The organism is Streptomyces sp. NPDC052107, from assembly GCF_040680215.1.
In the GTDB taxonomy this organism is placed as follows: Bacteria; Actinomycetota; Actinomycetes; order Streptomycetales; family Streptomycetaceae; genus Streptomyces.
Map to the genome: position 1 here is coordinate 44442 of NZ_JBFAWG010000033.1, position 24514 is coordinate 68955.

A 24514-nucleotide genomic window follows, 5' to 3' on the forward strand; every position below is an offset into this window, starting at 1 on the left:
TCCATTGTGAGGCGGTCCATCAGTAGGCCCCCGTTCCCCGCACCACCGCGGACCCGGTGCGCACCAGGATCGACAGGTCGAGGCCCATCGACCAGTTGTCCACGTATCCGAGATCGAGCCGGACCGCCTCGTCCCACGGCAGGTCCGAGCGGCCGCTGACCTGCCACAGTCCGGTGAGGCCCGGCTTGACGAGCAACCGGCGCTTGATGTCCGGCGTGTACTCCTCCACCTCTTCGGGCAGCGGCGGACGGGGGCCGACGAGCGACATGTGGCCCTTGACGACGTTGAGCAGTTGCGGCAGTTCGTCGAGCGAGCTGCGGCGCAGGAGCGAGCCGACCCGGGTGATCCGTGGGTCTTCCTTCACCTTGAACAGCAGGCCGTCGCTGTTCTGGTTCAGGTGCTCCAGTTCCGCCCGGAGGGCCTCCGAGTCCGGCCGCATCGTGCGGAACTTGAGCATGGTGAAGTGGTCGCCGTAGCGGCCCACCCGCTGCTGCCTGAACAGCGCCGGCCCGGAGCTGTCCAGCCGCACGATCAGGGCCATCAGCAGCATGGGCAGCGCGAGGAAGAGCAGGAGTGTCGCCGCGAGCGTCCGGTCCAGCAGTTCCTTGGGCAGCCGGGAGATGCGGGAGAGGTTCGGCGCCTGGATCCGCAGCAACGGGACTCCGTTGGTGGGCCGTACCGCCAGCCGGGAGGCCGAGACGTCGGCCAACATGGGGGCCAGCAGGAAGTCGACGCCCTGGGCGGCCGCCGTCCACGCAATCCGACGCAGTACGGCGGCGTCCAACTCGGGCGCCGGAAGCATCACCACGGTGGTGATACCCAGGGCCCGGATGACGTCGTTCATGTCGCCTACGCCGCCGAGGACGGGGAGCCCCAGTTTGCGGATCTCCACAGCGTTCCGCGGATCGCTCAGGCACACTCCGGCGACCTGCAGCTCCTGTACACCGCCGCGCCGCAGCACGGCGACCAGGTCGGCGATACCGGGTGACGGCCCGACCAGCAGTGTCGTGCTCCGGTCCCGGCCCCGTGCCCACAGTCGGTGCAGTCGGCGGCGCAGCGTGTACCGGACCGGCAGGGCGATCGCGACGGCCGGCACCGCGGACATGATCATGTCATGCAGAAGGTGGGAATCGTGCGTGAACAGCCAGTACGCGAGGACCGCCAGCGCCGGCAGGGCGACGGCGCCGCGCAGCACCCGCAGATACTCCTCGGTCCCCAGGCCAAGGGCGCTGCGGTCGTAGGAGCGGTGGGCGAGCATCGTCACGATCCACGCCGGGGGCAGCGCCAGGGCCACGGCCCAGCGACCGTACGCCCCATGGATGACCAGGGCCGCGGCGACCGCTGCGAGGCCGTCCGCGATCAGCAGAATTAACCTGTACTTCCGTTCCCAACGTCTTCGGCGAACTTCTGGACGTCTGTGTTCCACATCCAGTTGCTCATGCGTGACCTCAATGGTCATGCGCCCCCCACCACATGCGCGGCTCCCCCTGACCACACGCAACCGCACACATGAGCGCAGGTGCGCAGCCAGGGCTGAATCAGCACCGCATGTGTCTCCTCAGCACAGCGGCACTGGAAAACAAGAGAGTCTTCAGCGGTTCCCCAACCGCCTCATGCCCCCAGCATGTTGGTTACTGCCTGTGCCGTATCCGGTTCACGACGCCGTGCGTTGACGTGCCGTCAAGAGAAAGTCCCCCTCCCAAACCGGTCCGGCGGTCATCAATCTAGACCACAGGACGCAGTCACGGGAACAGTTGGACGAAACACGCAGCGCAATGGCGACTTCGCCGCCATACTGCCCGGGTGACGAGCATCGTGATCCCGGCCCACAACGAGGCACGCGTCATCGGCCGGCTCCTCGATTCGCTGCTGGCCGACTCCCCCGAGGACGAGACCGACATCGTGGTCGTGTGCAACGGCTGTACGGACGACACCGCACGGATCGCCGCCGCTCGCGGCCCGCGCGTCCGGGTGGTCGAGATCCCCGTCCCCTCCAAGCACGCGGCCCTCAGGGCGGGTGACGACCACGCGCGCGGCTTCCCCCGGCTCTACGTGGACGCCGATGTCGTGGTCACGGGCGCCGACGTACGGGCGCTGACCGAGCCCCTGACCGACGACACCTCGGGCGTCCTCGCCACCGCCCCCGAACGGCAGATCCCGCTGGCCGCCTGCGCATGGCGGGTGCGTGCCTACTACCAGGTGTGGCAGCGGCTCCCCGCGGTACGCGAGGGGCTGTTCGGCCGAGGCGTCATCGCGGTGTCCAACGCCGGGCAGGCCCGTATCGCCGCGCTGCCGCCGCTGATGGCGGACGACCTGGCCGCGTCGCTGGCGTTCGCCCGTGGGGAGCGGCTCGTGGTCCGCGCGGCCAGCGTCGTGATCCAACCGCCGCGTACCTGGCGGGACTTGATCAAGCGGCGCGTCCGGGCCGCGGTGTCCACCGCCCAGGTCGAACAGCATCAGGGACCGGAACAAGCCTCGGCGCGCACGAGCAAGGCGGATCTGATGGACCTGCTCCGCAGGGAACCGAGGCTCTTCGCGGCTGTCGTGGTCTTCGTCGCGGCAGCGGTCGCCGCCCGGCGGAAGGCCCGAAAAGCCGTCAGGGCACAGGACTTCGGCACCTGGCTACGGGACGAGAGCAGCCGGCAGAACTGATCGCACCGCACCTGGAGCCTTGTCTTGTATCTCACCGACCGCTCCGCGCCCGCCGAGTCGGGCACCGACCGGGGCCGAAGACGCGGCCCGGGACCCAAGGTCGCCCCGGTCGTGCTCGTGCTGGGCGCGGTCAGCCTGATCACGGACATCTCCTCGGAGATGGTCACCGCCGTCCTGCCGCTCTACCTCGTCACCACGCTCGGCTTCAGCCCGCTGGGCTTCGGCACCCTCGACGGCGTCTACAACGGCGTCAGCGCGCTGGTCCAGCTCACCGGCGGCCATCTCGCCGACCGAATGCGCAACCACAAGCTGCTGGCCGGGCTCGGTTACGGCCTGTCCGCCCTGTGCAAGCCACTGCTCCTGCTCGCCGGCAGCCTCGGCACACTCGGCACGGTCCTGGCCCTGGAGCGGACCGGCAAGGGCCTGCGCACCGCCCCGCGCGACGCGATGATCTCCCTGGCCACACCGGCCGAGAGCCAGGGCCGGGCCTTCGGTGTACACCGGGCGATGGACACCACGGGCGCGATGCTCGGTCCACTCACAGCCTTCCTCATCCTGCGCGCGGCGGCCGACGGTTACGACGCCGTGTTCGGCGTGAGCACGTGCGTCGCCGCGCTCGGCGTGGTGGTGCTGGTGCTGTTCGTACCGGGCAGGCGGCGAGGGGCGGACAGAGGGCATGGCGCGAAGACGGGCACAGCGGGTGCGCGGTACGCAGCGGGTGTGAGCGATGAGGCCGGTGTGACAGTCAATGCCGGTGGGACGGTGGAGACGGACGCGAGGGGCGGCAAGCCGCCCGCCCGCGTGCGTGAGGCGCTGGCGCTGCTGCGCCTGCCGCGGCTGCGGGCGCTCGCCGGCTGCGCCGCGCTGCTCGGCCTGACCACCGTCAGCGACGCCTTCGTGTATCTGCTCCTCCAGCGGCGTGCGGGTGTCGGCGAGGAGTGGTTCACGCTGCTGCCGCTGGGCACGGCCGTCGTGTTCCTGCTGCTGGCCGTGCCTGTCGGCGCGCTGGCCGACCGAGTCGGACGGCGCACCGTCTTCCTCGCCGGGCACATGGGTCTGCTCTCCGCGTACGCCCTCCTGCTGTGGGCCCCGGACACACCGCTCCTGGCCCCTGGCGTACTCGCCCTGCACGGCACGTTCTACGCGGCCACCGACGGGGTGCTCCCGGCCGCCCTCGCCGGCCTCGTGCCCGAGCATCTGCGCGCCAGCGGCCTGGCCATCGTCGGCACCAGCCAGGCGCTGACCCGGTTCTGCTGTTCGCTGGCCTTCGGAGCCGCCTGGACGGCCTGGGGAGACGGGCCGGCGCTGGCCGGCTCGGCGGTCGGCCTGCTGTGCTGCGCGGCCGTCGCGGGCGTGGTGCTGCGGCCGACCGGCGAAACCCGATGACCACCACTGCCACAAGGATCCGGATGACAACGCTGCGCCGCCGTCTGCTCACACTCGTCGCGGCGATCCTGCTCCTCGCGGGCCTGGCCACCGGCGTGGTCCTGCACGCCGCCGCCCGCGCGGACCGGGCGAACCAGCCGCGGTCGGGCGATCCCACTGTCCGTACGGGCACGTTGACGCTCGACCAGAAGGGCCGCCTGGCCTTTCTCAACGCGGCCCCCGGACCGCACCGCAACGCGGTCGCCTCGGTACGGTCCACGGATCCGGAGGGCGGGCGGACCGCCTCGACCCTGAAGTGCGCGCGCTTCTACGCGGCCGCCGGGACGGGCATCTGCCTCCAGTCCAACCCCGGCGTCCTCAAGCAGAGCAACCGCGCGCTGCTGCTGGACGCCGGTCTGCGCACCCGCCGCACCTTCGCGCTGGCCGGCACTCCCAGCCGGGCCCGGGTCTCGCCCAGCGGCCGCTTCGCCGCCTGGACCGTCTTCGTCTCCGGCGAGTCCTATTCGTCCGCCTTCTTCTCCACCCGGACCTCGATCCTGGACACCCGGACCATGCGGCTGGCTCCCAGCCTGGAGACGTTCTCCATCGTCAGGGGCGGCAAGCCCTACCACGCCTCGGACATCAACTTCTGGGGCGTCACCTTCGCCCCCGACGACGACACCTTCTACGCCACCCTCAACACCGCCAACAAGACCTACCTGGTTCGGGGTTCGGTCTCCCGGCGCACGGTCACCACCCTGGTCGAGAACGTGGAGTGCCCGTCGCTCTCCCCCGACGAGACCCGTATCGCCTTCAAGAAGCGGGTGCTGTCCCGTACCAACCTCTGGCACGAGTACGTCCTCGACCTGCACACCCTGCGCGAGACGGCGCTGGCCGAACGCCACAGTGTGGACGACCAGGCCACCTGGCTCGACAACCACACCGTCGCCTACGCGCTCCCCACCGATGGCAGGGTCGGCAGCAGCGACCTGTGGAGCGTACCCGCGGACGGCTCGGGAACCCCCCACCTGCTGATCGCGGGCGCTTCTTCCCCGGCGCCGCTGTAGAGCAGCGCGATCACTGGAAGTAGACGAGAATGCGTCCGGCGTTGCCCGTGTCGACCTCGCGCCGGACGTACAGCCTCCTGATGTGCTTCTGGTCCAGGAAGGTGAGCACGCGATCCTTGAGCCGTCCGGAGCCCTTGCCCGGAATGATCTCCGCAACGGGCTCGCCCGAATGGTTCGCTCTGAAGAGGAACTGACGCAGCGCCAGTTCGATGTCGCGGTTGTTGCGGAAGATCGGGTGGAGATCGAGCGACAGCATACGGAACCTCCTGGTGATGCGGCACGGCTGTCCGAGCACCGATCCATCATCTCCTCGCTCCCACCTGCCGGCTCCGACCGTACAGCAATGTCACTATGTGGAAATGCAATGCCACCAAGTGGAAAAGTAGGGTGGGATTGAGTATGCGGCGCCATGTGACGCTGAAGGCGCTCGGCCGCGGTCCGAGGTTCGGTTCGCGATCCGGGTGCTGCGCGGCCTCACCCAGGTCATGTTCCTGGACAGCGCCTGGGCAGGCGCCTTCTTCGCCCTCGCCCTGTTGACGGCGGACTGGCGGTACGGCGCCTGCGCACTGGGCGGTGCCGCCCTCGGAACCGGCGCCGCACGTCTGCTGGGAGCTCCCATGACCGGGTGCGGGCGGGCCTGGAGGGCTTCAACTCCTGCCTGACCGCACTCTGACTGGCCGTGTTCCTCGGCGCGGGCAGGCCGGCCACGGTGCTGCTCGCCGCCTCCGCCTGCCTCGTGGTCACCGTCGTCACGGCGGCCATGAACCGGCTGCTGCACATCTGGGATCTGCCGGCCCTGACCATGCCCTGCTGGCTGCTGGCGGGCGCGGTCACCCTGGCCGCGCCCGCCTTCCGGCGGATCTGGCCCCATGACCGGAGCGTCGCCGCGCTGCCCCACGCCGCCACCGAACCCACGGTCCTGCACTGGAGCGACGTGGGGGGAGCGTTCCTCCGCAACGTGTCCCAGCTCTTCTTCGTCGAGCAGTGGTACGCGGGGCCCTGCTGCTGGCCGGTCTCTCATCGTGCTGCCGCCGGATCGCATCGACGTGAACGACGGAGTGGGTGTCCTGCTGCGCTACCGGACCGTGCCGGGCAAGAGCCCGCTGCAGGACCTTGTCGAGGAAGCCGCCCGGCAGCCGCGGGCCCTGTCGGTGTCGCCGCCGCGGGACGGCGGTTGGTGCCATACGGCGCGGGTACCCGGGCGCGCATGGAGTGGCAGCAGGTGCAGGACTCGCCGGCCGCGGTCTTCGTCGTGGTCCTTGCCCCGGGAGAAGAGGCCGTCGCCACGACCGCCGTAGGCGCGTTCTCGCGGGCCACGGTCGGATGGTTCGATCGCGCGGCCAAGGACTACCGGCGGATACCGGTCGGCGAACAGTGGGACGTGCTGTCGCTGCTGGGGGACATCGCCGTCGGGGCGGAGGGTCCCGTTCCGCACCTGCACGCCGTGCTGGGACCGGCGGACGGCACGACCCGTGGCGGGCACCTGCTGGAGGGCCTGGTCTGGCCCACGCTCGAGGTGATCGTGCGGGACAGCCCGGCGGCGTTGGCCCAGATCCACCGCCCCGATCTCGGCCTGGCGCTGATCAACCTGCCACAGGAGCACCACTGGGGAGCGCATCATGACGTCCACCGAATTCCTCGCCACCGTGCGGGAGCACGGAGAGTACGCCGACCGCGACGAGGCAACCCGCGTCACCGAAGCCGTCCTCTGCACTTTCGGCGACCGGCTACAGCCCACCGCGGCGGATCACCTCGCGGATCAGCTGCCCCTGGAGATCGGCGAATTCGTCACCGGCGTGGGCAACACCGGACGCACCTGGGGCGTGCAGGAGTTCGTCCGCCAGGTGGCCCGGGCCGCCGCCGAGGACGAGGCGACCGCCCGGAGGGACGCGGAAGTGGTGCTCACCGCCGTGGGCGACACCGTGTCGGGCGGTGAGTTGCACAAGCTGCTGAGCCTGCTGCCGAGCGGATACGCCGCGCTGTTCGGCCATCCCGAGCTGACCTGACGGCGCCTTGGCTCACCTCCTGCCGGGCCGGGTGTCACGACGCGTGGGCGGAGGTCCGGCAGGGAAGGAGGTCTGCGGACACCATCGCCGCAACGGTTCTCGGCCGATGAGCGCAAGGGCCTGCCGACGCCCAGCTGAACCGACCACCAGCACCTTCCGACGACCTGGTCTGCCTGCAGCGCACCGGCGAGTACACCACTCTGCGCCGGCGTCACACGCCAGCAGGCCAGGTCTGCTCCTCCCGGCTGTCTTCCGCCAACGGGTGCAGCGGTGTGAGCGCGTGCGTGCGGTCGAGATAGCAGAAGGCGTCGTAACGCTGGGCCAGCACCGTGGGGACGTAGTTGCCGATGCGGTCGTACTGCGGCCGGTACACCACGCCGATCGCGCGGTGACCGTGCTCTTCGTGGAACCACTCGCCCCGGCCCGACGAAGGCGGGTGCTGGAGCTGCACGTGCGGGAAGACGAACAGAGCTCGCTCGCCGGGCAGCGCCTGGTGCAGCAGATCCTCCAGGCTGCCGGTGCGCGCGGCCGGCACGCCCATGATCCTCGGGACGTCGCCCCACGCATCCGCGGCGGTCACGGTGCCGGAGTGCGAGCCGAACCCGACCAGCACCACACCCCTGCCCATATGCCGCTCGCGCACCAGCTGGCCTACGTTGACCTCGCCGACGTCGGCCATGTCCGTGGCACGCGCGTCACCGATGTGGGTGTTGTGCTCCCACACCACCGCCTTGGCATCAGGGCCGTAGTGCTCCATCAGCCGGTCCAGGGTGTCGGCCATGTGGCGGTCCCGGATGTTCCACGACTCGGGCCCGCTGTCGAGCATGACCCGGTAATAGGCCTCGGCCCCGGCCAGCACCTCGGCGTTCTGCCGGACTGCGAACTCCGCGAGCGTGCCGTCCAGGGCCGCCGCCTGCGCGGCCCGCCGCCGCAGCTCGGTGAGCAGAGACACCACCTGGGGTTCACAGCCCTCCGGCACGTAACGAGTGGACAGCGCATACGCCTGCGGATCCTTCGCATACGGCTCGAAACAGCGGAACGTCTCCAGGGCGTGCTCCACCCGGCCGGGATCGTGCTCGCGCAGATGGGACAGCACCGCATGCAGCGACTCCCACAGGCTGTAGACGTCCAGCCCGAAAAAGCCCACGCGCCCCTCGGGCGGCAGAGCCTCGTTGTGCCGGCGCAGCCACCGGGTGAAGGCGACCACGTCGGTGTTGCCCCACATCCACGTCGGCCAGCGCCTGAACCCCGCCAGTACCTCGCCGGGGTCCTCGGGCGCGTCCGGAGCGGCGACCACGGAGCAGTGCACGGCCTGGCAGTCCGGCCAGTCGCCCTCCACCGCGAGGAAGGAGAAACCCTTTTCCTCGATCAGCCGGCGCGTCAGCATGTCTCGCAGTTGGTAGTAGTCCGCGGTGCCGTGGGACGCCTCGCCGAGCAGCACGTAGTGGGCGTCGCCGATGCGCTCCATCAGCGGGTCCAGCGACGCCGGGTCGGTCAGCGGCAAGGCATGGCTCTGGATGCGGTCCAGGTCGGTCTCGGGCACGGCGTGCTCCCCTTTCCGCGGATGCCGCACCGGGTTCCCGCGGTGCCGCGCCCGAAACGGTGTTCGCGCGGCCTCGCCCCCGCGCCAGGAGACGTCCGGGCGCCGGGGCGCACGTGTCCCGCCCTCGGAATGCGCCTCTGGAAGCACGGAGGTGCGACAGGCGTCGGAGGCCGAAACGATGCCTCCCCCGGCACGATCCGCCGTGGCGGACCCCCGAGAACGCCGCCGTGCCGCCGCCTGGTCCGCACGCCCGCACAGCCGGGTCGCGGAGCCCGGCGCCGAGGATCTGCTCGGCCATTACCTGTGGCCCAGATCGCCGCGAACCCGCTGCTCGAAGCCGCGGACGAGGTACGGCTGGCCCAGGCCATCGAGGCCGGTGTGCGCGCCGCCGAGGAGCTGGAGCGGGCCGAGACCGGCGACGGTGTCCTCGCACCAGCGCGCCGCCGTGAACCGGAGGCGGCCGTACGGGAGGCACGCCGGGCCAAGGACCACATGATCCGGGCCAATCCGCGGCTCGTGGTGTCGATCGCCGAACGGCACGCCCACCGGGGCGCGCCCCTGCTCGGCCTGATCCAGTAGGGGCAACCTCGGCCTGATGCGGGTGGTGGAGAAGTTCGACCACACCAAGGGCTTCATGTTCTCCACGTACGCCACCTGGTGGATCCGGCAGGCGATCGAGCGGGCCTGGCCGAGCACGCCCGTGCCGTACGGCTGCCGATGCACATCGTGGAGCAGCTGCACAAGCTCGCGAAAGCCGAACGGCAACTCCAGCTGCGCCTCGAACACGAGCCGACGGACGACGAGGTCGCCCGGGGGAGCGGGTTCGACGAGGAACGAGTCGCCTGGCTGCGCCGGGTCGGGCGGCAGACGCTGAGCCTGGACACACCGGTGGACGAGACCGGCGAGACCGTGGTCGGCGACCTCATCCCCGCCACCGACGTACTCCCGGCTTCGCAGGTCGCCGAGTACCGGGCGCTCGCCCAGGAGCTCAGGGACGCCCTGGCGTGCCGGCTCCCCGCGGAGCCGTGATCCTCAGCCTGCGCCGGGCTGCACGACGGGCATCCGCGCACGCTGCAGCAGGTGGCCGACCAGGTGGGACTGACCCGGGAACGTGTCCGTCGGCTGGAGAAGCAGTCACTCAGCCGGCTGCGGGCACCCGAGAGGGGCGAGCGCCTGCTGGACTGGACGAGCTGACGGCACACCGCTCAGGCTGCTCGCGCCCGAACGCTGTTCAGGCCCGGGCGTCGGGGCCGCCCGTCCCGCCGAGCGTCGTGTGCCGCGTCCGGCGCGGCCGGGAGCCGCCCCGGTGCCGGCCGTCGTGTGCCGCGCCACCGATCATGATCGCCAGGCCCGCGCAGAAGATGAGCGCCAGCGCGAGTCCGGAGCTGAACAGGGCGAGGCCGCTCATGGTGGCGACGTCGTGATCGAGGACGGACACCGTGTAAGCGGGCCCGCCGGACAGGTTGCCCGCGATCGCGAGGGCCGTGAAAGCGCCCGCGCCCGCGAGAAGGAGCAGTCCGATGAAGCGCATTGCAGTCATCTCCTCGTCTCCTCATCCCCTCGCACGGGTGTGTCGGTCGAGCGGGTACCCCGCGCCTCCCAGGTCATCCCGTCCGGCTGGGTCGTATGCCCGTGGCTGCGCGGGGTACTCCGGTCGCATGGCCGGTATCGAACTCAGAAGCGCAGCCTTCAGTGATCACACGATGATCCCGCGCCACCACGCCCATGACGCGGACAACGTCTCTCCACCGCTCACCTGGTCCGGAGTACCGGACGACACGGCGGAACTGGCCCTGGTGTGCGAGGACCCGGACGCACCGTCCGGAACCTTCGTGCACTGGCTCGTCACCGGCATCGACCCCCGCGTCGGGGGCCTGGACGCCGGCCAGACACCACAGGGCAGCCAGGCTCATCGCAACGGCTTCGGGGAGCGCGGCTGGGGCGGACCACAGCCCCCGGTCGGCGACGAGGCCCACCGCTACTTCTTCCGGCTCTATGCCCTCCCCGCCCCGGTCTCGCTCCCGGACCGGGCCACCGCCGACGACGTACACGCCGTCCTCGACCGGGAACAGCTCGCCAGCGGCACCATCGTCGGGCTGTACCAGCGCTGACGACGGCGGCAGGCATGCCCGTCACCCCCGTCGACGCTCGGCCGTGCCCGGCGCCCCACGCCGTACCTCTGGACACGCGCCCGGCGGTTCGGTCCGGGCCCGGGCACGGCATGAACTCGCCGCCCGCCATGCCAGGAGGGGCCCGGGCCGGCTGCTCGGCGTCGACGAACGTACCTGCCTCGAGGACTTCGGCGCCGCCCCTCGCCATGGGCCCGCCCGGGCCGCCCTGCCGGGACACCGTCGCCCGGCGGCGCCCCCGCCGTCCCTGGCCGAGCCGGAGGGGTTCCTCAACCGGATGCCGGTGCCCGGGGCGTGATGTTCCGTGACGCCTCCGGACCCGAACGGCCCGCCCTTCCCCGAGGAGATCGACATCGCCTTCCACGACGGCGTGCTGGGTCGCATGCGCAGCCGTGCCGTCGGACGACCGCGGCCACAGATGCCCGAGGTCGTCCTTGTGCAGGGCATGGGCGTCGCCGACCACCTGCTGCCCGGGCTGGCCACGCTCGGCCGGTGGACCCGTGCGCATCTGCTGGAGCTGCCGGGCTCCGCGGGCAGCGGGGATCCGCCGCACGAACTCGACGCGGCGGAGTTCGGCCGCTCGGTCGCGGACTGGCTGCGGTCGCGGGGCCCCGCCCGTACGGTGCTCATGGGTCACTCAAGTGGGACCCAGGTCGCCGCACACGCGGCGTCGGCCGCACCGAACGTCGTCGCGCTGGTGCTGGCGAGCCCCACGGTCGACCTCTTCGCACGCACCCTGCCCCGGCTGCTCCTGCGCTGGCGGCTGGACTCCCGGCACAAGCCCTCCGGCCTGTCCGAGTCGCACCGGTCGGAGTGGAAGCGGGCCGGACTGCGGCGCATGGTGCACATCGCGCGGGTCCATGCCGAGGACGACCTGGCAGACGCCGTCGCCCGGCTGCGGGTGCCGCTGCTCGTGATCCGCGGCCGGGACGACCGGATCAGCACCCCCGAGTGGGGCAGGCGGCTCACGACCTTGGTGCCGGACGGCACTTATCTGGAAGTGCCGGGGGCGCACACCTTCCCCTGGCCGTTCCCCGATGCCTGGTCCGAGCCGGTACGGGAGCTGGCCGCGAGGACCCGGTGAGCCGGCTGGGCCCTTGCGGCCCTCGCTGATCAGCCGGCGGACCCGCCGCCGACCGCAAGCACCGCGTCGTCGATCCGGTCGGCGAGGTCGAGGTCGAGCGGGGTCACGGCCTGCACGGACCGGGTCTGGACGGTGAAGCGCACCCCGTCCTGCGTTCGCTGGGTACGGGGGCGATGGCCGAGGTCGTCGGCGGCGAGCTCGACCTGGGTCAGCAGGAGCTGAACCCGGTCGGCCGGCAACGCCACCGTACGGGACAGTTCACGAGTGTCACCGGACCAGCCGGGACGCTGCCGCAGCGCCGCGGCGATCTCCTCCTCGCTGAGCGGGGCCGGTACGTCCGTGGCACGGCTGGACCGCTGCGGAAGTGGATCGGGCTCCGCGAACAGCGTGCCGAACTCGTCCGGCAGGGCGCCTTGCAGGTCCGCCTCAAGGTCCGTGTCCTCGGCCGTGAGCCGGCAGAGCACCGTCCGCGCCAGGAACAGCGCCTGCTCCGGAGTGGCGTCCACGGGCCGGGCCACATCGGCCAGCAGCTCGTCGAGCCGCACGGCGGAGTCGTCCGCCGCCTCGCCGCCGTACATCAGCGCCCCGCGTTCATGGGCCGGCACGGCCTGGCGAAGATGCTCACGGCACGGTGCGTCCAATCGACTGCTCAGCGCTGCGAGAACGAGGTGCACGGCCGCGTCGGCGGCCTCCGTGTCGTCGAGCCGGGCCCGCGACGCCACCTCTTCCACCAGTTGCCGATGGCTGATCATGCTGCCTCCCGCTGGTGAGGACGGGGTCATACTCGAGGGATCCGAGCGGCGACCCTGAGGGCCGCGTTTCCACGGGTGCCCGTGGGACCGACGCGTACACGGGGTGACGGGGTCACCGTACGCGGCACACCACCGAAGCCTCCGCGACCGCGTGGCACATGTCGCCGTCGAGTTCCCGCCATGCCCAAACGGCCACAAGGAGTTCGCGGCCCGCCGGAACGAGCCGGACACCAAGTCCTGAAGCCCTACGCCGGACACCGCGCAGGGTGCGCAGGGCCGGCCGGGCTCACAGCGCTGACAGGGCTCACAGCCGGGGCCTCACCTCGAATCGGGGGCCCAGGTCGGGCTCGTCGCCGCCCGCCAGCTCGGTGACCAGCCGTTGGACCTGCGTCAGGTCGTGCAGCAGCACCCGGAGCTCGTCCCTCGGCAGCCCCGAGGCGCGGGCGACCTCGTCCAGGTGGCGAGCCGCTCCTCGTGGGACAGGGAATCACGCTCGGGCAGATGGGTGGGTTGCTTCGACGCGCCGGTGGTCACGCCCTCGGCGCTGGATGCCTCACCGGCCGGGCGCGCCTTCAAGACCGCGGCGGCTGGATCACGCGCCGGCAGCGGGCCGGGCGTGCGCGTGTGCGTGCATCCCGATTCGTGCAGGCGATGACGAGTGTGAGGACTCCTCGGGGGACGGCGGCACATGGGGCGTCGCGACGTCGTTCACCGGACCCTCCGTACCCACCGTCGCGCTCTCGTTGGCGACGGGGCCCTTCGCAACAGGGGACACACGGTGGCCGAACAGGACGGCTGCCAGTCCCAGCACGCTCCACAGGGCAAGGACAGCGATGTGGCCCGCGCTGCCATTGCCGTTGAAGTAGGCCGTACCGCGCACGAGGCTCGCGCCGGCGCCCGGCGGCAGCCACTGGCCGATCTCATCAACCGTCTTGGGCAGCAGCTCTGGTGCGGATGTGCTGCCGGAAAACGGATTGCCGACAAAGACCATGAGCGCCGCGCTCAGCCCAAGCCCCGCCGAACCCACAAGCGCGACCGTCCCGGCAGTGGTGGCGCTGATGGCGAGAATGGTGAGTGCCAAGGAAGCCCAGGTTGCCAGATGGTCGTGCGGCAGTGCACCGAGAAAGCCCTGGGCAACCACGTAGACCCCGAGGGCTGCCGCTCCGCTCACCACGATCAAGGCCATGAGACGCGACACAGGTCGCAGCCGCAGTGACATCGCAATGACCAAGGCAATCAGGATGCTGCAGATCGTCAGCGGCAGAAGCGCCGAGCTGAAGACCACGCCCCGGGGGTCATCTGCCGAGGTCTGAACGACATCCACAGCCCTCACTCGGATCTGCGCCGGCTCTTTGGCGCCGACCTTGCCTCGCTTGGAACGAGCGGACGTGCCGTGGGCCGATGAGGCAGCACGGTCCGCGGCCGCCTTGGACGCATGGGCGGCCAGTTGCCGGCCCGCCTTGCCCAGCAACTGGGCGACGGTCGGGCTCGCGGCAGTGGACTCCAGCACGGTGAGACTGCCGGGGGTGACAACGAAGGCGCCGTAAACGTCCCGCTCCCTGATACCGGACCGCGCCGACGCCTCGTCGGGGTAAAGGCGGAAGTCAAAGCCGCCCGGCTTGCTGTGGGCCAGGCCCTCGACCGCGCCCTGGCTTGCCGTACTCGTGCCCACGATGCCCACTGGCAGGTCACGCGGCGCTATGCGCGCCGCAGGCCACGCATAGGCCATCACTGCCAGTGATATCACCAGCGGCAATGCCACTGCCATGATGGCCACACGACGCCATGACTGGGTTCCCGCCAACGGGGTCTTCACGGTCTTGCCTCCAAAGACGAATGATCGTTCTCCAGGAATCCAGTCTGCTAGGCTCGCCATCAGCGAGTCAAGACGAACATTCGTTTTTCTTTGGAGAGGATGCCCCATGCCGAAGGTGTCCCAGGAGTACATGGACGCTCGCCGTACCCAGATTCTGGATGCGGCCCGACGATGCTTCCTGCGCGACGGATTTCACTCAACGTCGATGCAGGATCTGTTCGCAGAGTCCGGTCTCTCGGCGGGCGCGGTTTACCGGCACTTCGCGAGCAAAGACGAGATGATCCTGGCTATTGCCGAAGAGAACATGCGTGAGGTCCTGACGCTGGTCCACACCGTCGCCACAACTCGGCCCAGGGGTTCCGTAGGAGCGGTCATCGCTGATGTCCTCGACCTCGTGTCAGCTCGATCCGCGGAACACGACGTCGCAAGGCTGGCTGTGCTGGCCTGGTCCGAGGCCCTGCGAAACCCCACGCTGGCCGGACAGTTCAGCACCCTGCTGACCCAGATGCGCTCCGACCTCGCAGAGGTCGTGCGAGAGCACCAGGAAAGTGGCGCTCTGCCCCAGGAGGTGACTGCCGAGTCGATCGCCGGCGCGCTGGTCTGCGTCCTACCCGGCTACATCCTCCAGGTGGCCATGCTCGACCCCACGCTCGTGGCTGGGGTCGGCGAAGCGGTACGGGCTCTGTGGCCGGATCCGGCCACGCCCTGACCGGCTCCGTCGTTGAACGAGCAAGACCGACCACCCGGCGACACCGATCAGTCCTGGGTTGAGGGTCCGGTAGAGAAGATCAGCGGCCGTGGCGGCCGCCATCGGCATTCCGCCGTGATGCAGAGTCAGGACCAGAGCCGCGTCGAGAGGGCCAAGTCCCGAGGGCAGCAGAGGCAGAGCCGATACGGCCGTCATCGCAGCGACGTAGGCGAGCAGCCCCTTGTCCGAGGCCGGGGCCGAGCCCACCGCATGACACACAGCGAGCACGCACACGAGATCGCCGGCCCAGTTGATCAGAGCGGCGCCAAGCCCCAGGACCCAGAAGCAAGCTGGAGGCCGCATGGCAGCCAACTCTCCCAGCAGGCCATCGGCCGACGCCCGCCCGTCCTTGCCGCGCCGCAGTCTCTGCCACACACGAAGCAGGGCGCCCGCCGGCCGGCGCAGCACACTCGTGCGCTGGACGAGCACGAGCGCGGCGACGGTGATGGCACAAGCCACTGAAACCTGAATGGCTGCCCCTACAAGCTGGGCGCTGTCCCCAGCCAGAGTCCTGCCGATTCCAGCAAGCATGACGAGTGCGACGCCGCTCAGAACACCGGTGACAGCGTGGGTGAAGCCGATCAAAGGCACACTGGCACCCCAGGTACGCATACGCCGTGTCCGGTAGGTGATCGATACCAGGCTGCCGCCGGGCAGAGTCGCGCTGAGAGCGTTCCCCGCGAACACGGCGGAAACCGCAGTGCGCAGTCTCACTCGCAGCCCGCCCGCACTCAGCGCCAGGCGCTGCAGCCGGGCGAAGGCCGCCATCGACACCATCTCCGCGGCGACAGCCAGCAGAAACCAGGCGGGTTGAGCGTGGGACAGCTGGTCTGCCGCACGACGCGCGTAGGGCGCGACAAACACCAGCTCGACGCACAGCGACATCACGACGGCGCCCATGGCGAGCGCGACGCGTGGTCGAGAGCGTGACCGGGATGTGCACCCGTCGTCCTCGTCCGCCTGTTCCGCCCGGGCTTCCGCGCTCGAAGCCGCAACCTGGTCGTGTCCGCAGTCGCCCGGCTCGGTCTGGTGCGAGCTGCTCATCGCTGCACCGGCCACCGGGGCAGCAAGTGCACCAGGCCCTCCAGGTGCACGTGGCACCACGTGTGCCTTGGCAGGGCCAGGCCCCATACGCTCGCACGAAATGGCACGTCAACACCTACGGCTGCAACGTGGCCTCCGCCGTCTGCGATCGACCGCAGAGGACCGACAACATTCAACCGGCCGAGAGGGACGGCGTCGGTAATGCCGTTGAGCGTAAGCATGGCGGTGACCTCTTCCCAGGCGGTGCCCTGGTCGCCGTCGTAGTTCCGGACCAGCCGCAGCTCCCCGCCGGTCCCTGCCAGTTGGTGCCTCAAGGCTGCCGGATGCCGCCACATCCGTCGGCCGTGGCCGGATGTGCCGCAGTCGGATATCCGGAAGCGTGCCCGCCCGCCGATCAGTTCCTCAGTGTCCGGGCTGACCAAAAAGGCCTCTTCGAGGCGCAGCGGCAGATACGAGCCGGCCCACCCTCGGCGCCTCCTGTACAGCCAACTGCCGGACCCGCCACGGTCGTTGCCGTGCTCCGTGTCCTGCAGACGGGAATCGCGATACGGGGGGTCTTCATCAGCGCGTGGGGGCAGCCCGAAAGAGTAGATCATGGTGAGTCACCTGGAGGGAGTCTGTGTGAGGGGGACCCGGGAATGCCGTACCGGGCGACTGCGGTGGCGAGGCTGACAGCGGTCAACGGTCCCCATCGCATGGCTGCGGCCCGTCTGCCGACGATACGAATGCGGCGCTGCAGGGCGCCGAAGAAGACGATGAGTGCGGCGCCCGCAATGGCGTCCGCCAGATAGTGGTTGCCGGTCGCGACGACGTCCAGGGTGGTAAGAACGGGATAGGCAAGGCCGAGGTTTCTGACGGTCCTTCGCCGTGCGTGCCGGTAGAGGAGCCAGCCTGACCACAAAGCCCAGCCGACATGCAGTGATGGCATGGCCGCGTACTCGTTGACGAGTCCGCCGAGCCCGTGCGGAGCGCTGGTCTCTCCACTCCACCAGCCCCACTGCTGGACGTCGGCCACGCTGTCATGGATTCCTGCATGGGGAAGCAACCGCGGCGGAGCTGATCGCCTGATGCCCCGCAATTCAGATGACGGGCGGCGAGACGGTGTTCCGCTCCTTTCAGAGAGCGGCGTCGTGGCTGACCGGGCGACCGCCTATTGCTGCCGACGGGCCCGCGGACCCGTATCTCCTTGAACACGGGCATGAACCGCGGGCTGCCGGCTGCCTGTCCCGCGGTCAGGACGAACACCAGCGGGCGGCACTTGCGGTCGGCGGCAAGGGGGACCCTGTTGGTCCGGCCACCCCTCGAGCGTCCGAGCAGGGCGGCCTTCAACCGCAGCTTGCGCCGGCGCCGGATCCCAACTGCTCGGCGCCGCCCCCGGGCTCGGCATGGTGGCTCTTCCTCTGCGACCACAACGCCGGCCGCACCCGGTTGGTCGTCTCACCCAGCCGTGTTGCCCATACAACATTGTGGCGCTTCGTGCGCCAGGACTAGAAAACGGCAGGTCAGCGGCCAATACCTCGCGGAGAGTGAACCGGGATCACATGCGAGGCCTCGACGTTCGGTGCAGGCTGGCAATGGAGGACAGCTGCTGCAGGGGTGCGGTGACGTGTGCGACTGCCTGTGCGGCACCGGCTCCCGACGCGTCCGAGCCGAGCTGAGCCGATCGCGAGAGCGTTACCTCTCCTCGTGCCCGCCTGGCACCACTACAGGCACCGGCAGGAAGGAAGCGCGATGGAGATCAAAGGATCAGTCGCCCTGGTCACGGGGGCCAATCGCGGCATCGGCCGCGCCTTCGCTCGCGCGCTGATCGACCGCGGAGCAGCCAAGGTCTACGCCGCCGTCCGCGATCCCGCAAGCGTGAGCGACGAGGACCTCATCCCCTTGCGTCTGGACGTCACCAAGACCGATGAGATTGCCGCGGCGGCCGCCGTCGCGGGGGACGTCACCATTGTGATCAACAACGCCGGCGTCGGCGGCTTCACCACCAAGCTCCTGACAGGCTCACTCGACGGCGCCCGCCTGGCCATGGAGATCAACTACTTCGGAACCTGGGCGGTGTCCCGGGCCTTCGCCCCCATCCTGGCCCGCAACGGCGGCGGCGCACTGGTGAACATGCTGTCGACCGCCTCCTGGGCCTCACGGCCGGACTACCCCGGCTACGCGGCCTCCAAAGCGGCCCAATGGTCCTTGACGGGCGCGCTGCGGGAGGGCCTGCGCGAACAGGGGACGCTCGTGGTCGGCGTCCACGCCGGTTTCGTGGAAACCGAACTCAGCTCCTTCACGGACGCACCGAAGATCAGCGCCGCCGACGTCGCGGAGCAGACCCTGCAAGCCGTGGCCGACGACCGGGTCGAGGTCCTCACCGACGAGCGGACCAGGCAGGTCAAACGCGCCCTGTCGCAACCACTCGACCGGTGAGGAGAGACCGGCCTCGCCCCGGGGGGACAACCCTCTGCCGGCGGATGACCGACCGACAGAACAGCGCGAGCGGTCGCCGACCCCATCGCGCCTGTACGCCGCCGAGGAGATCAGGCGCGCGGGTGAGCAACTGGTCAGCTTCCTCCAGGCATTCAGCCCCCCCCTTTCCCTCCTCAGCGCCCTGTTCGGCTCGACCGTGCACTGGGCCGACGACGGACCGAAGGCGTTGCTCGGGCGGTCGCCGTGCGAGCGTCCGTGTCTCCGCCCATGCTGGAGGTGAGGGGGGTGTGACAACGGAGGAAGGGGTCACGATGCGGACCGTTGTCGACCTCACGCGGTGCCAGGGTTATGCACAGTGCGTGTTCCTAGCGCCGGAGGTGTTCGAGCTGCACGGCGAGGAAGGGCTTCTGTACGCCACGGCCGTGCCCGACGATCAGGTCGAGCGGGTGCGCCAGGCCGCCGCGGCGTGCCCGGTGCAGGCGATCCTCCTCGGGGAAGCGGTGAGCGCTGGTGCCCGGTGATCTGAAAGACGGCCGTATCGTGATCGTCGGCGCGTCGCTGGCCGGGCTGCGGGCCGCGGAGACACTGCGCGACGAGGGCTTCACCGGCTCGCTGACCGTGGTCGGGGACGAACCCCGTGCGCCCTACGACCGGCCGCCGCTGTCCAAGCAGGTGCTGCTCGGACAGGCGACGGCGGACACCACCGAGCTGCCGATGCGCCGCGACCCGGACGCCGAATGGCGGTTGGGTGTACGCGCCACCGGTGTGGACCTGCTGGCGAAGCGGGTGCAGTTGGCCGACGGCGAGTCGCTGCCGTACGACCGGCTGCTGATCGCCACCGGCACCCGGGCACGGCCTTGGCCCAACCCGGAGGAAGCAGCCCTGGACGGGGTGTTCACCCTGCGCACAAGCGAGGACGCCGCGGGGCTGAGCGAGCGGCTGGCCGCCGGGCCGGAGCGGGTACTGGTGATCGGCGGCGGTTTCACCGGCTCGGAGATCGCCTCCGCGTGCCGGGAACTGGGGCTGCAGGTCACGGTCGCCGAACGCGGCCCCGCGCCCCTGGTGGGTGCGCTCGGCGCCACCCTGTCGAAGCTCGCGGCCGTCATGCAGCGCAATCACGGCGTGGACCTGCGTACCGGGGTGACGGTCACCGCCCTCAACGGGAACGGCGCCTTCACCGGCGCGGAGCTCTCCGACGGCAGCCGCGTCGGCGCGGACGTGTGCGTCGTGGCGCTGGGCGCGATCCGAAACGTCGAGTGGCTGGCCGACTCCGGGCTGGCGGCGGGCCCGCGCGGCATCGCCTGCGACGCCGGGTGCCGGGCCTTCAACATGTACGGGATCGTCACCGACGACGTCTTCGTGGCCGGCGACGTCTCCCGCTTCCCCCACCCGCTCTTCGGCTACCAGATGCTCTCCCTGGAGCATTGGGGCAACGCCGTCGAACAGGCCGAGGTGGCCGCCCACAACATGGTCAACCCCGGGCCGCTGCAGCGCCCGCACCTGTCCATTCCGACGTTCTGGTCCACCCAGTTCGGATTCAACATCAAGTCGGTCGGCGTGCCCACCTACTCCGACCACGTCGTCATCGCCCAGGGCTCTTTGGAGGCGCACCGTCTGGCGATGGTCTACGGCTACCAGGGACGGGTCACCGCCGCCGTCACCGTCGACATGGCCAAAGCGCTCGACTACTACCGACATCTGATCGAGACGGCCGCTCCGTTCCCGCCCCCGCCCGGCGCGGCCGACCGGGCGATCGCGGCCGACATCCCGATCCCCTCCGAGGTGCCGGATCCGTCGGTGCTGTCCCACGGTCCGACCGTCGCGCTCACCGGTCACCTTCCCGACCGCCGGCTGACGGTGGTGTGACCCACGTCCCGTACAACGACGAGGAGCCGTCATGGACTCCGAGACCTTGCTGGCACGGATCACCGACTACGCCAGCCGCCCCAACCCCTACCCGCTGTACGCGGAACTCCGCGAGGCCGGCCCGGTGGTGTGGCAGGCGGGCGGCAGTTGTCTGATCGGCGGCTACCACCAGATCGCCGCTCTGCTGCACGACCCACGGATGAGTGCCGATCCCCGCACCCGCGGCGAAGTGACCCACAAGCCGCCGTTCCTGCGGCTCGACGACCCCGAACACCACCGACTGCGCACCCTGGCCATGCGCCCGTTCGGCCCGCCGCACAGCCCCGCCCGGGTCGACGCCATGCGCGGTGAGATCGACCGGATCACCAAGGAGCTGATGACGTCCTTCGAGGCGGGCCGGCAGATCGACATCGTCGACGACTTCGCCTACCCGCTGCCCGTCACGGTGATCTGCCGTCTGCTCGGCGTGCCCCGCGAGGACGAGCCGCTCTTCAGTGCCTGGTCCAGCGCCCTGGTCGCAGCCGCCGACGTCAGGCCCGACGAGGACACCACCGAGACCGACAAGGCCGGCGACCAGGCACGGATGGAGATGGGCGGCTACCTGGTGAACCTCGCCGAACAGCGCCGCGGCAAACCGAGCGACGACCTGCTCTCCGCCTTCGTCAACGAGCCCGACCCGGCCCTGCGGCTCACCCAGGACGAGCTCGCGCAGACCGCCGTACTGCTCCTCATCGCCGGACACGAGACCACCGTCAACCTCATCACCAACGGCGTGCTCACCCTCCTGCGCCAACCCGAGCAGCAGGACCACCTGCGCCGCGAACCAGACCTGATGCCGCGCGCGGTGGAGGAACTGCTGCGCTACGAACCACCGGTCCACATGCGTGAGCGCATCCCCCACGCCGACATCGACCTCGATGGCACCACCATCCCCCGAGGCACGTCCGTCATCCTGGCCCTCGCCTCGGGCAACCGCGACCCCAAGCGGTTCCACGACCCCGACCGGTTCGACCCCACCCGCCCCGACAACCAGCACTTCGGCTTCGGCAGCGGCATCCACCTGTGCTACGGCGCACCCCTCGCCCGCCTCGAAGCCCAGGCCGCGCTCGGAGCGCTGCTCCCCCACCTCGGGACAGCACAACTCGTGGAGGACCCACCCCCCTACCGCCAGAACGCCATGCTCCGCGGACCCCGCCACCTGCCCGTCCAACTGTGAGGCTGCACCGCGGCTCACCGAAGACGGGATGGACGTCCCCCTCACCTGCGGCGCCCCGCCCGCCAGGGCAGCCGTGTCCCCTGGACGTCGCCGGCCACGACCGAGCAGGAGACCGACATGAACGCGTTGCTCGCGGAGGTCCTCGATGCCCATGGCGGTCTCGACCGCTGGAACGCACTCACCATGGTCCGCGCCACCATCGTCAGCGGTGGCGACATGTTCGTCCGCAAGGGGATGCCGCAGGACGACACGCCCCGGGAGATGACCGTCTGGCTGCATGAGCAGCATGCCTCCGTGCGGCCGTTCGGCGCTGCCGACCAGAGGACCGACTTCACGGCCGACCGGATCAGCATCGAGAAGGTCGACGGACGCGTCGTGGCCGAACGCGACGAACCGCGGAAGTCGTTCGCAGGCCACGTCCTCGACACGCCCTGGGACCCACTGGACCGCGCCTATTTCAACGGATACGCCCTGTGGACGTATCTCACGACGCCCTTTCTGTTGGCGATGCCCGGCTTCGCCGTCACCGAGATCGAACCGTGGCGGGAAGGAGACGAACTCTGGCACGGACTGCGTGCCACGTTCCCGCCCGGCATCGCCAGCCACAGCACGCGACAGGACTTCTACTTCGGCCCCGACCATCTGCTCCGGCGGCACGACTACCACGTCGACATCGCAGGCGGATTCGCCGCGGCGCAGTACGTCTACGACACCGTGGAAGCGGACGGGATCCGCCTGCCCACCAGACGCCGGGCCTACCGAAGCGATGCGGACAACCGCCCGATCCTGGACCGGACCATGGTCTCCATCGACGTGAGCAACGCTCGGTTCACCTGACGCTGTTCCTGGATCCGGCCGGGTGTACATGCGGGCCTTGATGGTTCCAAGGGTGTCACCGGCCTTGTTCGCCCGCGCCTGGGCGATCTCCAGGGCTGTGCCCCGTACGGGCCGGCACTGGATGAGGACGGCCATGCCGGACGTGAAGGAGACGTTGATGCCCGCCTCGGGCAAGCCCCCAAAGCCGCGGTCGGCGCATCACCCGGAAGTCGTACGCGAGGGAGAACATCGCTCCTGCCACGAAGACATGCCCCTGCGGGGCGGCCACCGTGATCATCGGCAGGGACAGCACCCCTACGAAGAGCGCGGCACGAACGCGGTCCACACCGTGGGCGCCTTGCTGGTCGCCGACGCCAATGTCGACGAGGCTTTCGGTGCCTGTTCGTCCACCCCGACACCTCGCGCTATCGGCTGCGCGGGCTCACCGACCGCGACCGGGCTGGATCCTGCCCGCACCGCGGACGCGCTCGCCCTGTGATGGGCCGTGCGGCACCTGCAGGCCGCGGGGTGCGAGCGCTGACGGCTGTCCCCGGCTGCGCCGTTCACCTTGCACCGGAACCACTGTCAGCCCTGCACCGGGCCGTGCGCGGGGCCGGCACACACGCCACTCGCCTGCCGGCCACAGCCGTACGACCTGGCGCAGTCCCTCCAGCCGCCACCGGTCCGTGCTAGCCGGGAACGGCCTTGGCCCATCCCTGGTTGACCGTCTTCCTCGCCTTCTCCAGTTGCGCGTCCGTCGGGAACTGCGGCGTTCCCTCGACCGACGGCAGCCGTGCGGCGGCGGCCTTGTCGAGGGTGCCGTTCTGCTGCATGACGTCCATGAGCACCGGGCGGGCGTAGCCGAGCAACCGGAGGTTCTGCCCCTCTGGGCTGAAGAGGTACTCCTGCCACAGGCGGGCAGCCGCGGGGTGTGGGGCATTCTTGTTAATCGCCAATGCGAAGTACTGGGCGAAGCTGCCGTCGAAGGGGATCGCGACCTGCCAGTTGACGCCCCGGTGGCGGAGCTGGTCGGCGTAGTGGAGGTTGATGTAGTCCCAGTTGATGCTGATGGGGGTCCGGCCGTCCTCGACCGTTGCCGTGGTGGAGTTGAGGGGGTTGAAGTTGCCGATCTTGTTGAGCTCGGCGAAGAAGTCGAGGCCGGGCTGGATGTTGTCGAACGACCCGTCGTTCGCCAGCGCGGCGGCGTAGACGCTGTCGAAGGCGGTGGCCGACCGGGGCGGGTCGCCTTCGAGCGCGACCATGCCCTTGTAAGCGGGCTTCAGCAGATCGGCGAAGGTCTCCGGACAGGTCTTCACCCGGTTGGCGTCGCATCCGATGGAGATGTAGCCGCCGTAGTTGTTGGACCAGCGGGCCTTCGAGTCCTTCTGATTCATGGGGATCGAGTCGTATTCGGCGACCTTGTACGGCGCGAGCAGGTTCTGTTGCGCCGCGCTTCGCGCAAACGTGTCGCCCACGTCGATCACGTCGAGGGCTGTCGGCCTGCTCCCCCTCTTCTTGACGGCGTCGACCTCGTCCTCGCTGTGGCCGTGCGGATCGTCGACCGTGACCTTGATCCCGTACTTCTTCTCGAAGCCGTCGATCAAGCCGCCGTAGTTGGCCCAGTCACGGGGCAGCGCCATCGCTCTGAGCATGCCCTCCCGTTTGGCCGCGGCGATCAGTGCACGCATGCCGCCCACATTCGCGGCGGAGGTGGCCAGCGACGGCTTCTGGATTCCGGCGGTCGGTGTGTGCTCGCAGGCGCCCAGGCCCAGTGCCACGAGAGCGGAGCAGCCGAGGGCGACTGCTGCTCGGGCACGGGGTGTGGTCACCACTGCTCCTGGGGTAGGGGGAATCGGTTGTCGCCGAGGCTCGTCGTGTCTCCTGCTTCCCGGGGTCTCCTGCCTCCACTAAGTGGTCATCGAGGCCAGAGTACCCGGCCGCCCCGATGGTGGAATGCCGCGCAGAATGCCTGCGATCAGCGTCTTTCCCCGG

General features: G+C 70.0%; 24 protein-coding genes and 4 pseudogenes. 16 read left to right on the forward strand and 12 right to left on the reverse strand.

The features are described 5' to 3' along the window. Positions 1 to 19: 19 nt before the first annotated feature. Positions 20 to 1459 (reverse strand): sugar transferase, encoded by a 1440-nt coding sequence (locus AB0M27_RS28625; protein WP_365725574.1) that lies wholly within the window; start codon positions 1457 to 1459, stop codon positions 20 to 22. A gap of 344 nt (positions 1460 to 1803) precedes the next feature. Between AB0M27_RS28625 and AB0M27_RS28630 the strand changes: the two genes are divergently transcribed. From AB0M27_RS28630 to AB0M27_RS28640, 3 genes are read left to right on the forward strand one after another with little or no spacing between them, the layout of a single operon-like run. Further along, positions 1804 to 2652 carry a glycosyltransferase family 2 protein gene (locus AB0M27_RS28630; protein WP_365725576.1) on the forward strand — a complete coding sequence of 283 codons (849 nt, stop codon included), beginning with the start codon at positions 1804 to 1806 and terminating at the stop codon, positions 2650 to 2652. 24 nt (positions 2653 to 2676) lie between these two features. Next, a complete protein-coding gene (locus tag AB0M27_RS28635; protein WP_365725578.1) occupies positions 2677 to 4038 on the forward strand; it encodes an MFS transporter in 1362 nt (453 codons plus the stop codon). A 23-nt stretch (positions 4039 to 4061) separates the two neighbouring features. Further along, complete coding sequence (locus tag AB0M27_RS28640; protein WP_365725580.1) at positions 4062 to 5084, forward strand: TolB-like translocation protein; 1023 nt, start codon at positions 4062 to 4064, stop codon at positions 5082 to 5084. Positions 5085 to 5094: 10 nt separating this feature from the next. On the opposite strand, the gene AB0M27_RS28645 is transcribed toward AB0M27_RS28640, so the two are convergent. After that, positions 5095 to 5340 (reverse strand): Smr/MutS family protein, encoded by a 246-nt coding sequence (locus tag AB0M27_RS28645; protein WP_365725582.1) that lies wholly within the window; start codon positions 5338 to 5340, stop codon positions 5095 to 5097. Between the two features lie 205 nt (positions 5341 to 5545). On the opposite strand from AB0M27_RS28645, the gene AB0M27_RS28650 reads away from it, so the two are divergent. The 3 genes and pseudogenes from AB0M27_RS28650 to AB0M27_RS28660 all read left to right on the forward strand — a co-directional run bounded on the left by AB0M27_RS28650 (position 5546) and on the right by AB0M27_RS28660 (position 7090). After that, a complete protein-coding gene (locus AB0M27_RS28650; RefSeq protein ID WP_365725584.1) occupies positions 5546 to 5746 on the forward strand; it encodes an urea transporter in 201 nt (66 codons plus the stop codon). Positions 5747 to 5820: 74 nt separating this feature from the next. After that, a pseudogene (locus tag AB0M27_RS28655) lies at positions 5821 to 6603 on the forward strand (urea transporter); the annotation flags it as partial. A 100-nt stretch (positions 6604 to 6703) separates the two neighbouring features. After that, positions 6704 to 7090, forward strand: a complete 387-nt coding sequence (locus tag AB0M27_RS28660) for a DUF2267 domain-containing protein (protein WP_365725586.1) — start codon at positions 6704 to 6706, stop codon at positions 7088 to 7090. 211 nt (positions 7091 to 7301) lie between these two features. Here AB0M27_RS28660 and AB0M27_RS28665 read toward each other — a convergent pair whose 3' ends face one another. Then, the gene (locus AB0M27_RS28665; protein WP_365725588.1) at positions 7302 to 8633 is read right to left on the reverse strand and encodes an erythromycin esterase family protein; all 1332 of its coding nucleotides are present in this window, start codon (positions 8631 to 8633) and stop codon (positions 7302 to 7304) included. 178 nt (positions 8634 to 8811) lie between these two features. On the opposite strand from AB0M27_RS28665, the pseudogene AB0M27_RS28670 reads away from it, so the two are divergent. Further along, positions 8812 to 9827: pseudogene (locus tag AB0M27_RS28670) on the forward strand (sigma-70 family RNA polymerase sigma factor). 37 nt (positions 9828 to 9864) lie between these two features. Here AB0M27_RS28670 and AB0M27_RS28675 read toward each other — a convergent pair. Next, positions 9865 to 10173: a hypothetical protein gene (locus AB0M27_RS28675; RefSeq protein WP_365725590.1), complete on the reverse strand. Its 309-nt coding sequence runs from the start codon at positions 10171 to 10173 to the stop codon at positions 9865 to 9867. 118 nt (positions 10174 to 10291) lie between these two features. Here AB0M27_RS28675 and AB0M27_RS28680 point away from each other — a divergent pair, with 118 nt between their 5' ends. After that, complete coding sequence (locus tag AB0M27_RS28680) at positions 10292 to 10744, forward strand: YbhB/YbcL family Raf kinase inhibitor-like protein (RefSeq protein WP_365725592.1); 453 nt, start codon at positions 10292 to 10294, stop codon at positions 10742 to 10744. Between the two features lie 322 nt (positions 10745 to 11066). Then, complete coding sequence (locus tag AB0M27_RS28685; RefSeq protein WP_365725594.1) at positions 11067 to 11846, forward strand: alpha/beta hydrolase; 780 nt, start codon at positions 11067 to 11069, stop codon at positions 11844 to 11846. Between the two features lie 29 nt (positions 11847 to 11875). Here the strand turns inward: AB0M27_RS28685 and AB0M27_RS28690 are convergent, their stop codons facing one another. Both AB0M27_RS28690 and AB0M27_RS28695 read right to left on the reverse strand, forming a co-directional pair. Next, positions 11876 to 12598 (reverse strand): 4a-hydroxytetrahydrobiopterin dehydratase, encoded by a 723-nt coding sequence (locus AB0M27_RS28690; RefSeq protein WP_365725596.1) that lies wholly within the window; start codon positions 12596 to 12598, stop codon positions 11876 to 11878. 592 nt (positions 12599 to 13190) lie between these two features. Beyond that, entirely contained in the window at positions 13191 to 14414 is a 1224-nt protein-coding gene (locus AB0M27_RS28695) for an ABC transporter permease (protein WP_365725598.1), read from the reverse strand. 106 nt (positions 14415 to 14520) lie between these two features. On the opposite strand from AB0M27_RS28695, the gene AB0M27_RS28700 reads away from it, so the two are divergent. Beyond that, positions 14521 to 15123, forward strand: a complete 603-nt coding sequence (locus AB0M27_RS28700; protein ID WP_365725600.1) for a TetR/AcrR family transcriptional regulator — start codon at positions 14521 to 14523, stop codon at positions 15121 to 15123. On the opposite strand, the gene AB0M27_RS28705 is transcribed toward AB0M27_RS28700, so the two are convergent. The 4 genes and pseudogenes from AB0M27_RS28705 to AB0M27_RS28720 form a co-directional block, all read right to left on the reverse strand. Next, positions 15022 to 16206, reverse strand: coding sequence for a lysylphosphatidylglycerol synthase transmembrane domain-containing protein (locus AB0M27_RS28705; RefSeq protein ID WP_365725603.1), 1185 nt, complete (start codon positions 16204 to 16206; stop codon positions 15022 to 15024). The genes AB0M27_RS28700 and AB0M27_RS28705 overlap by 102 nt on opposite strands. Next, positions 16203 to 16802 carry a hypothetical protein gene (locus tag AB0M27_RS28710; protein ID WP_365725605.1) on the reverse strand — a complete coding sequence of 200 codons (600 nt, stop codon included), beginning with the start codon at positions 16800 to 16802 and terminating at the stop codon, positions 16203 to 16205. Before AB0M27_RS28710 ends, AB0M27_RS28705 begins: the two co-directional genes overlap by 4 nt. Beyond that, on the reverse strand, positions 16799 to 17284 hold the full coding sequence (locus AB0M27_RS28715) for a phosphatase PAP2 family protein (protein WP_365725607.1): 486 nt from the start codon (positions 17282 to 17284) through the stop codon (positions 16799 to 16801). The genes AB0M27_RS28710 and AB0M27_RS28715 overlap by 4 nt, the downstream gene beginning before the upstream one ends. 80 nt (positions 17285 to 17364) lie before the next feature. After that, positions 17365 to 17559: pseudogene (locus AB0M27_RS28720) on the reverse strand (IS5/IS1182 family transposase); the annotation flags it as partial. A 378-nt stretch (positions 17560 to 17937) separates the two neighbouring features. Between AB0M27_RS28720 and AB0M27_RS28725 the strand changes: the two are divergent. The 5 genes from AB0M27_RS28725 to AB0M27_RS28745 all read left to right on the forward strand — a co-directional run bounded on the left by AB0M27_RS28725 (position 17938) and on the right by AB0M27_RS28745 (position 22543). Beyond that, entirely contained in the window at positions 17938 to 18624 is a 687-nt protein-coding gene (locus AB0M27_RS28725) for an SDR family oxidoreductase (RefSeq protein ID WP_365725609.1), read from the forward strand. Between the two features lie 311 nt (positions 18625 to 18935). After that, on the forward strand, positions 18936 to 19145 hold the full coding sequence (locus tag AB0M27_RS28730) for a ferredoxin (RefSeq protein ID WP_365725611.1): 210 nt from the start codon (positions 18936 to 18938) through the stop codon (positions 19143 to 19145). Beyond that, a complete protein-coding gene (locus tag AB0M27_RS28735; RefSeq protein ID WP_365725613.1) occupies positions 19135 to 20490 on the forward strand; it encodes an FAD-dependent oxidoreductase in 1356 nt (451 codons plus the stop codon). Before AB0M27_RS28730 ends, AB0M27_RS28735 begins: the two co-directional genes overlap by 11 nt. Before the next feature lie 31 nt (positions 20491 to 20521). Next, positions 20522 to 21706, forward strand: a complete 1185-nt coding sequence (locus AB0M27_RS28740) for a cytochrome P450 (protein ID WP_365725614.1) — start codon at positions 20522 to 20524, stop codon at positions 21704 to 21706. A gap of 117 nt (positions 21707 to 21823) precedes the next feature. Further along, a complete protein-coding gene (locus AB0M27_RS28745; protein ID WP_365725616.1) occupies positions 21824 to 22543 on the forward strand; it encodes a hypothetical protein in 720 nt (239 codons plus the stop codon). 24 nt (positions 22544 to 22567) lie between these two features. On the opposite strand, the pseudogene AB0M27_RS28750 reads toward AB0M27_RS28745, so the two are convergent. Further along, positions 22568 to 22847: pseudogene (locus AB0M27_RS28750) on the reverse strand (enoyl-CoA hydratase/isomerase family protein); the annotation flags it as partial. Between AB0M27_RS28750 and AB0M27_RS28755 the strand changes: the two are divergent. Then, positions 22791 to 23021, forward strand: a complete 231-nt coding sequence (locus tag AB0M27_RS28755) for a hypothetical protein (protein WP_365725618.1) — start codon at positions 22791 to 22793, stop codon at positions 23019 to 23021. The pseudogene AB0M27_RS28750 and the gene AB0M27_RS28755 overlap by 57 nt on opposite strands. Positions 23022 to 23211: 190 nt before the next feature. On the opposite strand, the gene AB0M27_RS28760 is transcribed toward AB0M27_RS28755, so the two are convergent. Beyond that, the gene (locus AB0M27_RS28760) at positions 23212 to 24294 is read right to left on the reverse strand and encodes an extracellular solute-binding protein (RefSeq protein WP_365725639.1); all 1083 of its coding nucleotides are present in this window, start codon (positions 24292 to 24294) and stop codon (positions 23212 to 23214) included. Positions 24295 to 24514: the final 220 nt, after the last annotated feature.

Excerpts from the sequence above, each read along its gene's own strand:
- AB0M27_RS28755 (WP_365725618.1), top strand. The coding sequence starts at position 22,791 with ATGCCCCTGCGGGGCGGCCACCGTGATCATCGGCAGGGACAGCACCCC.
- AB0M27_RS28640 (WP_365725580.1), top strand. The coding sequence starts at position 4,062 with ATGACAACGCTGCGCCGCCGTCTGCTCACACTCGTCGCGGCGATCCTG.
- AB0M27_RS28660 (WP_365725586.1), top strand. The coding sequence starts at position 6,704 with ATGACGTCCACCGAATTCCTCGCCACCGTGCGGGAGCACGGAGAGTAC.
- AB0M27_RS28700 (WP_365725600.1), top strand. The coding sequence starts at position 14,521 with ATGCCGAAGGTGTCCCAGGAGTACATGGACGCTCGCCGTACCCAGATT.
- AB0M27_RS28725 (WP_365725609.1), top strand. The coding sequence starts at position 17,938 with ATGGAGATCAAAGGATCAGTCGCCCTGGTCACGGGGGCCAATCGCGGC.
- AB0M27_RS28730 (WP_365725611.1), top strand. The coding sequence starts at position 18,936 with ATGCGGACCGTTGTCGACCTCACGCGGTGCCAGGGTTATGCACAGTGC.
- AB0M27_RS28680 (WP_365725592.1), top strand. The coding sequence starts at position 10,292 with ATGGCCGGTATCGAACTCAGAAGCGCAGCCTTCAGTGATCACACGATG.
- AB0M27_RS28690 (WP_365725596.1), bottom strand. The coding sequence starts at position 12,598 with ATGATCAGCCATCGGCAACTGGTGGAAGAGGTGGCGTCGCGGGCCCGG.
- AB0M27_RS28675 (WP_365725590.1), bottom strand. The coding sequence starts at position 10,173 with ATGACTGCAATGCGCTTCATCGGACTGCTCCTTCTCGCGGGCGCGGGC.
- AB0M27_RS28625 (WP_365725574.1), bottom strand. The coding sequence starts at position 1,459 with ATGACCATTGAGGTCACGCATGAGCAACTGGATGTGGAACACAGACGT.
- AB0M27_RS28710 (WP_365725605.1), bottom strand. The coding sequence starts at position 16,802 with ATGATCTACTCTTTCGGGCTGCCCCCACGCGCTGATGAAGACCCCCCG.
- AB0M27_RS28740 (WP_365725614.1), top strand. The coding sequence starts at position 20,522 with ATGGACTCCGAGACCTTGCTGGCACGGATCACCGACTACGCCAGCCGC.
- AB0M27_RS28705 (WP_365725603.1), bottom strand. The coding sequence starts at position 16,206 with ATGAGCAGCTCGCACCAGACCGAGCCGGGCGACTGCGGACACGACCAG.
- AB0M27_RS28745 (WP_365725616.1), top strand. The coding sequence starts at position 21,824 with ATGAACGCGTTGCTCGCGGAGGTCCTCGATGCCCATGGCGGTCTCGAC.
- AB0M27_RS28645 (WP_365725582.1), bottom strand. The coding sequence starts at position 5,340 with ATGCTGTCGCTCGATCTCCACCCGATCTTCCGCAACAACCGCGACATC.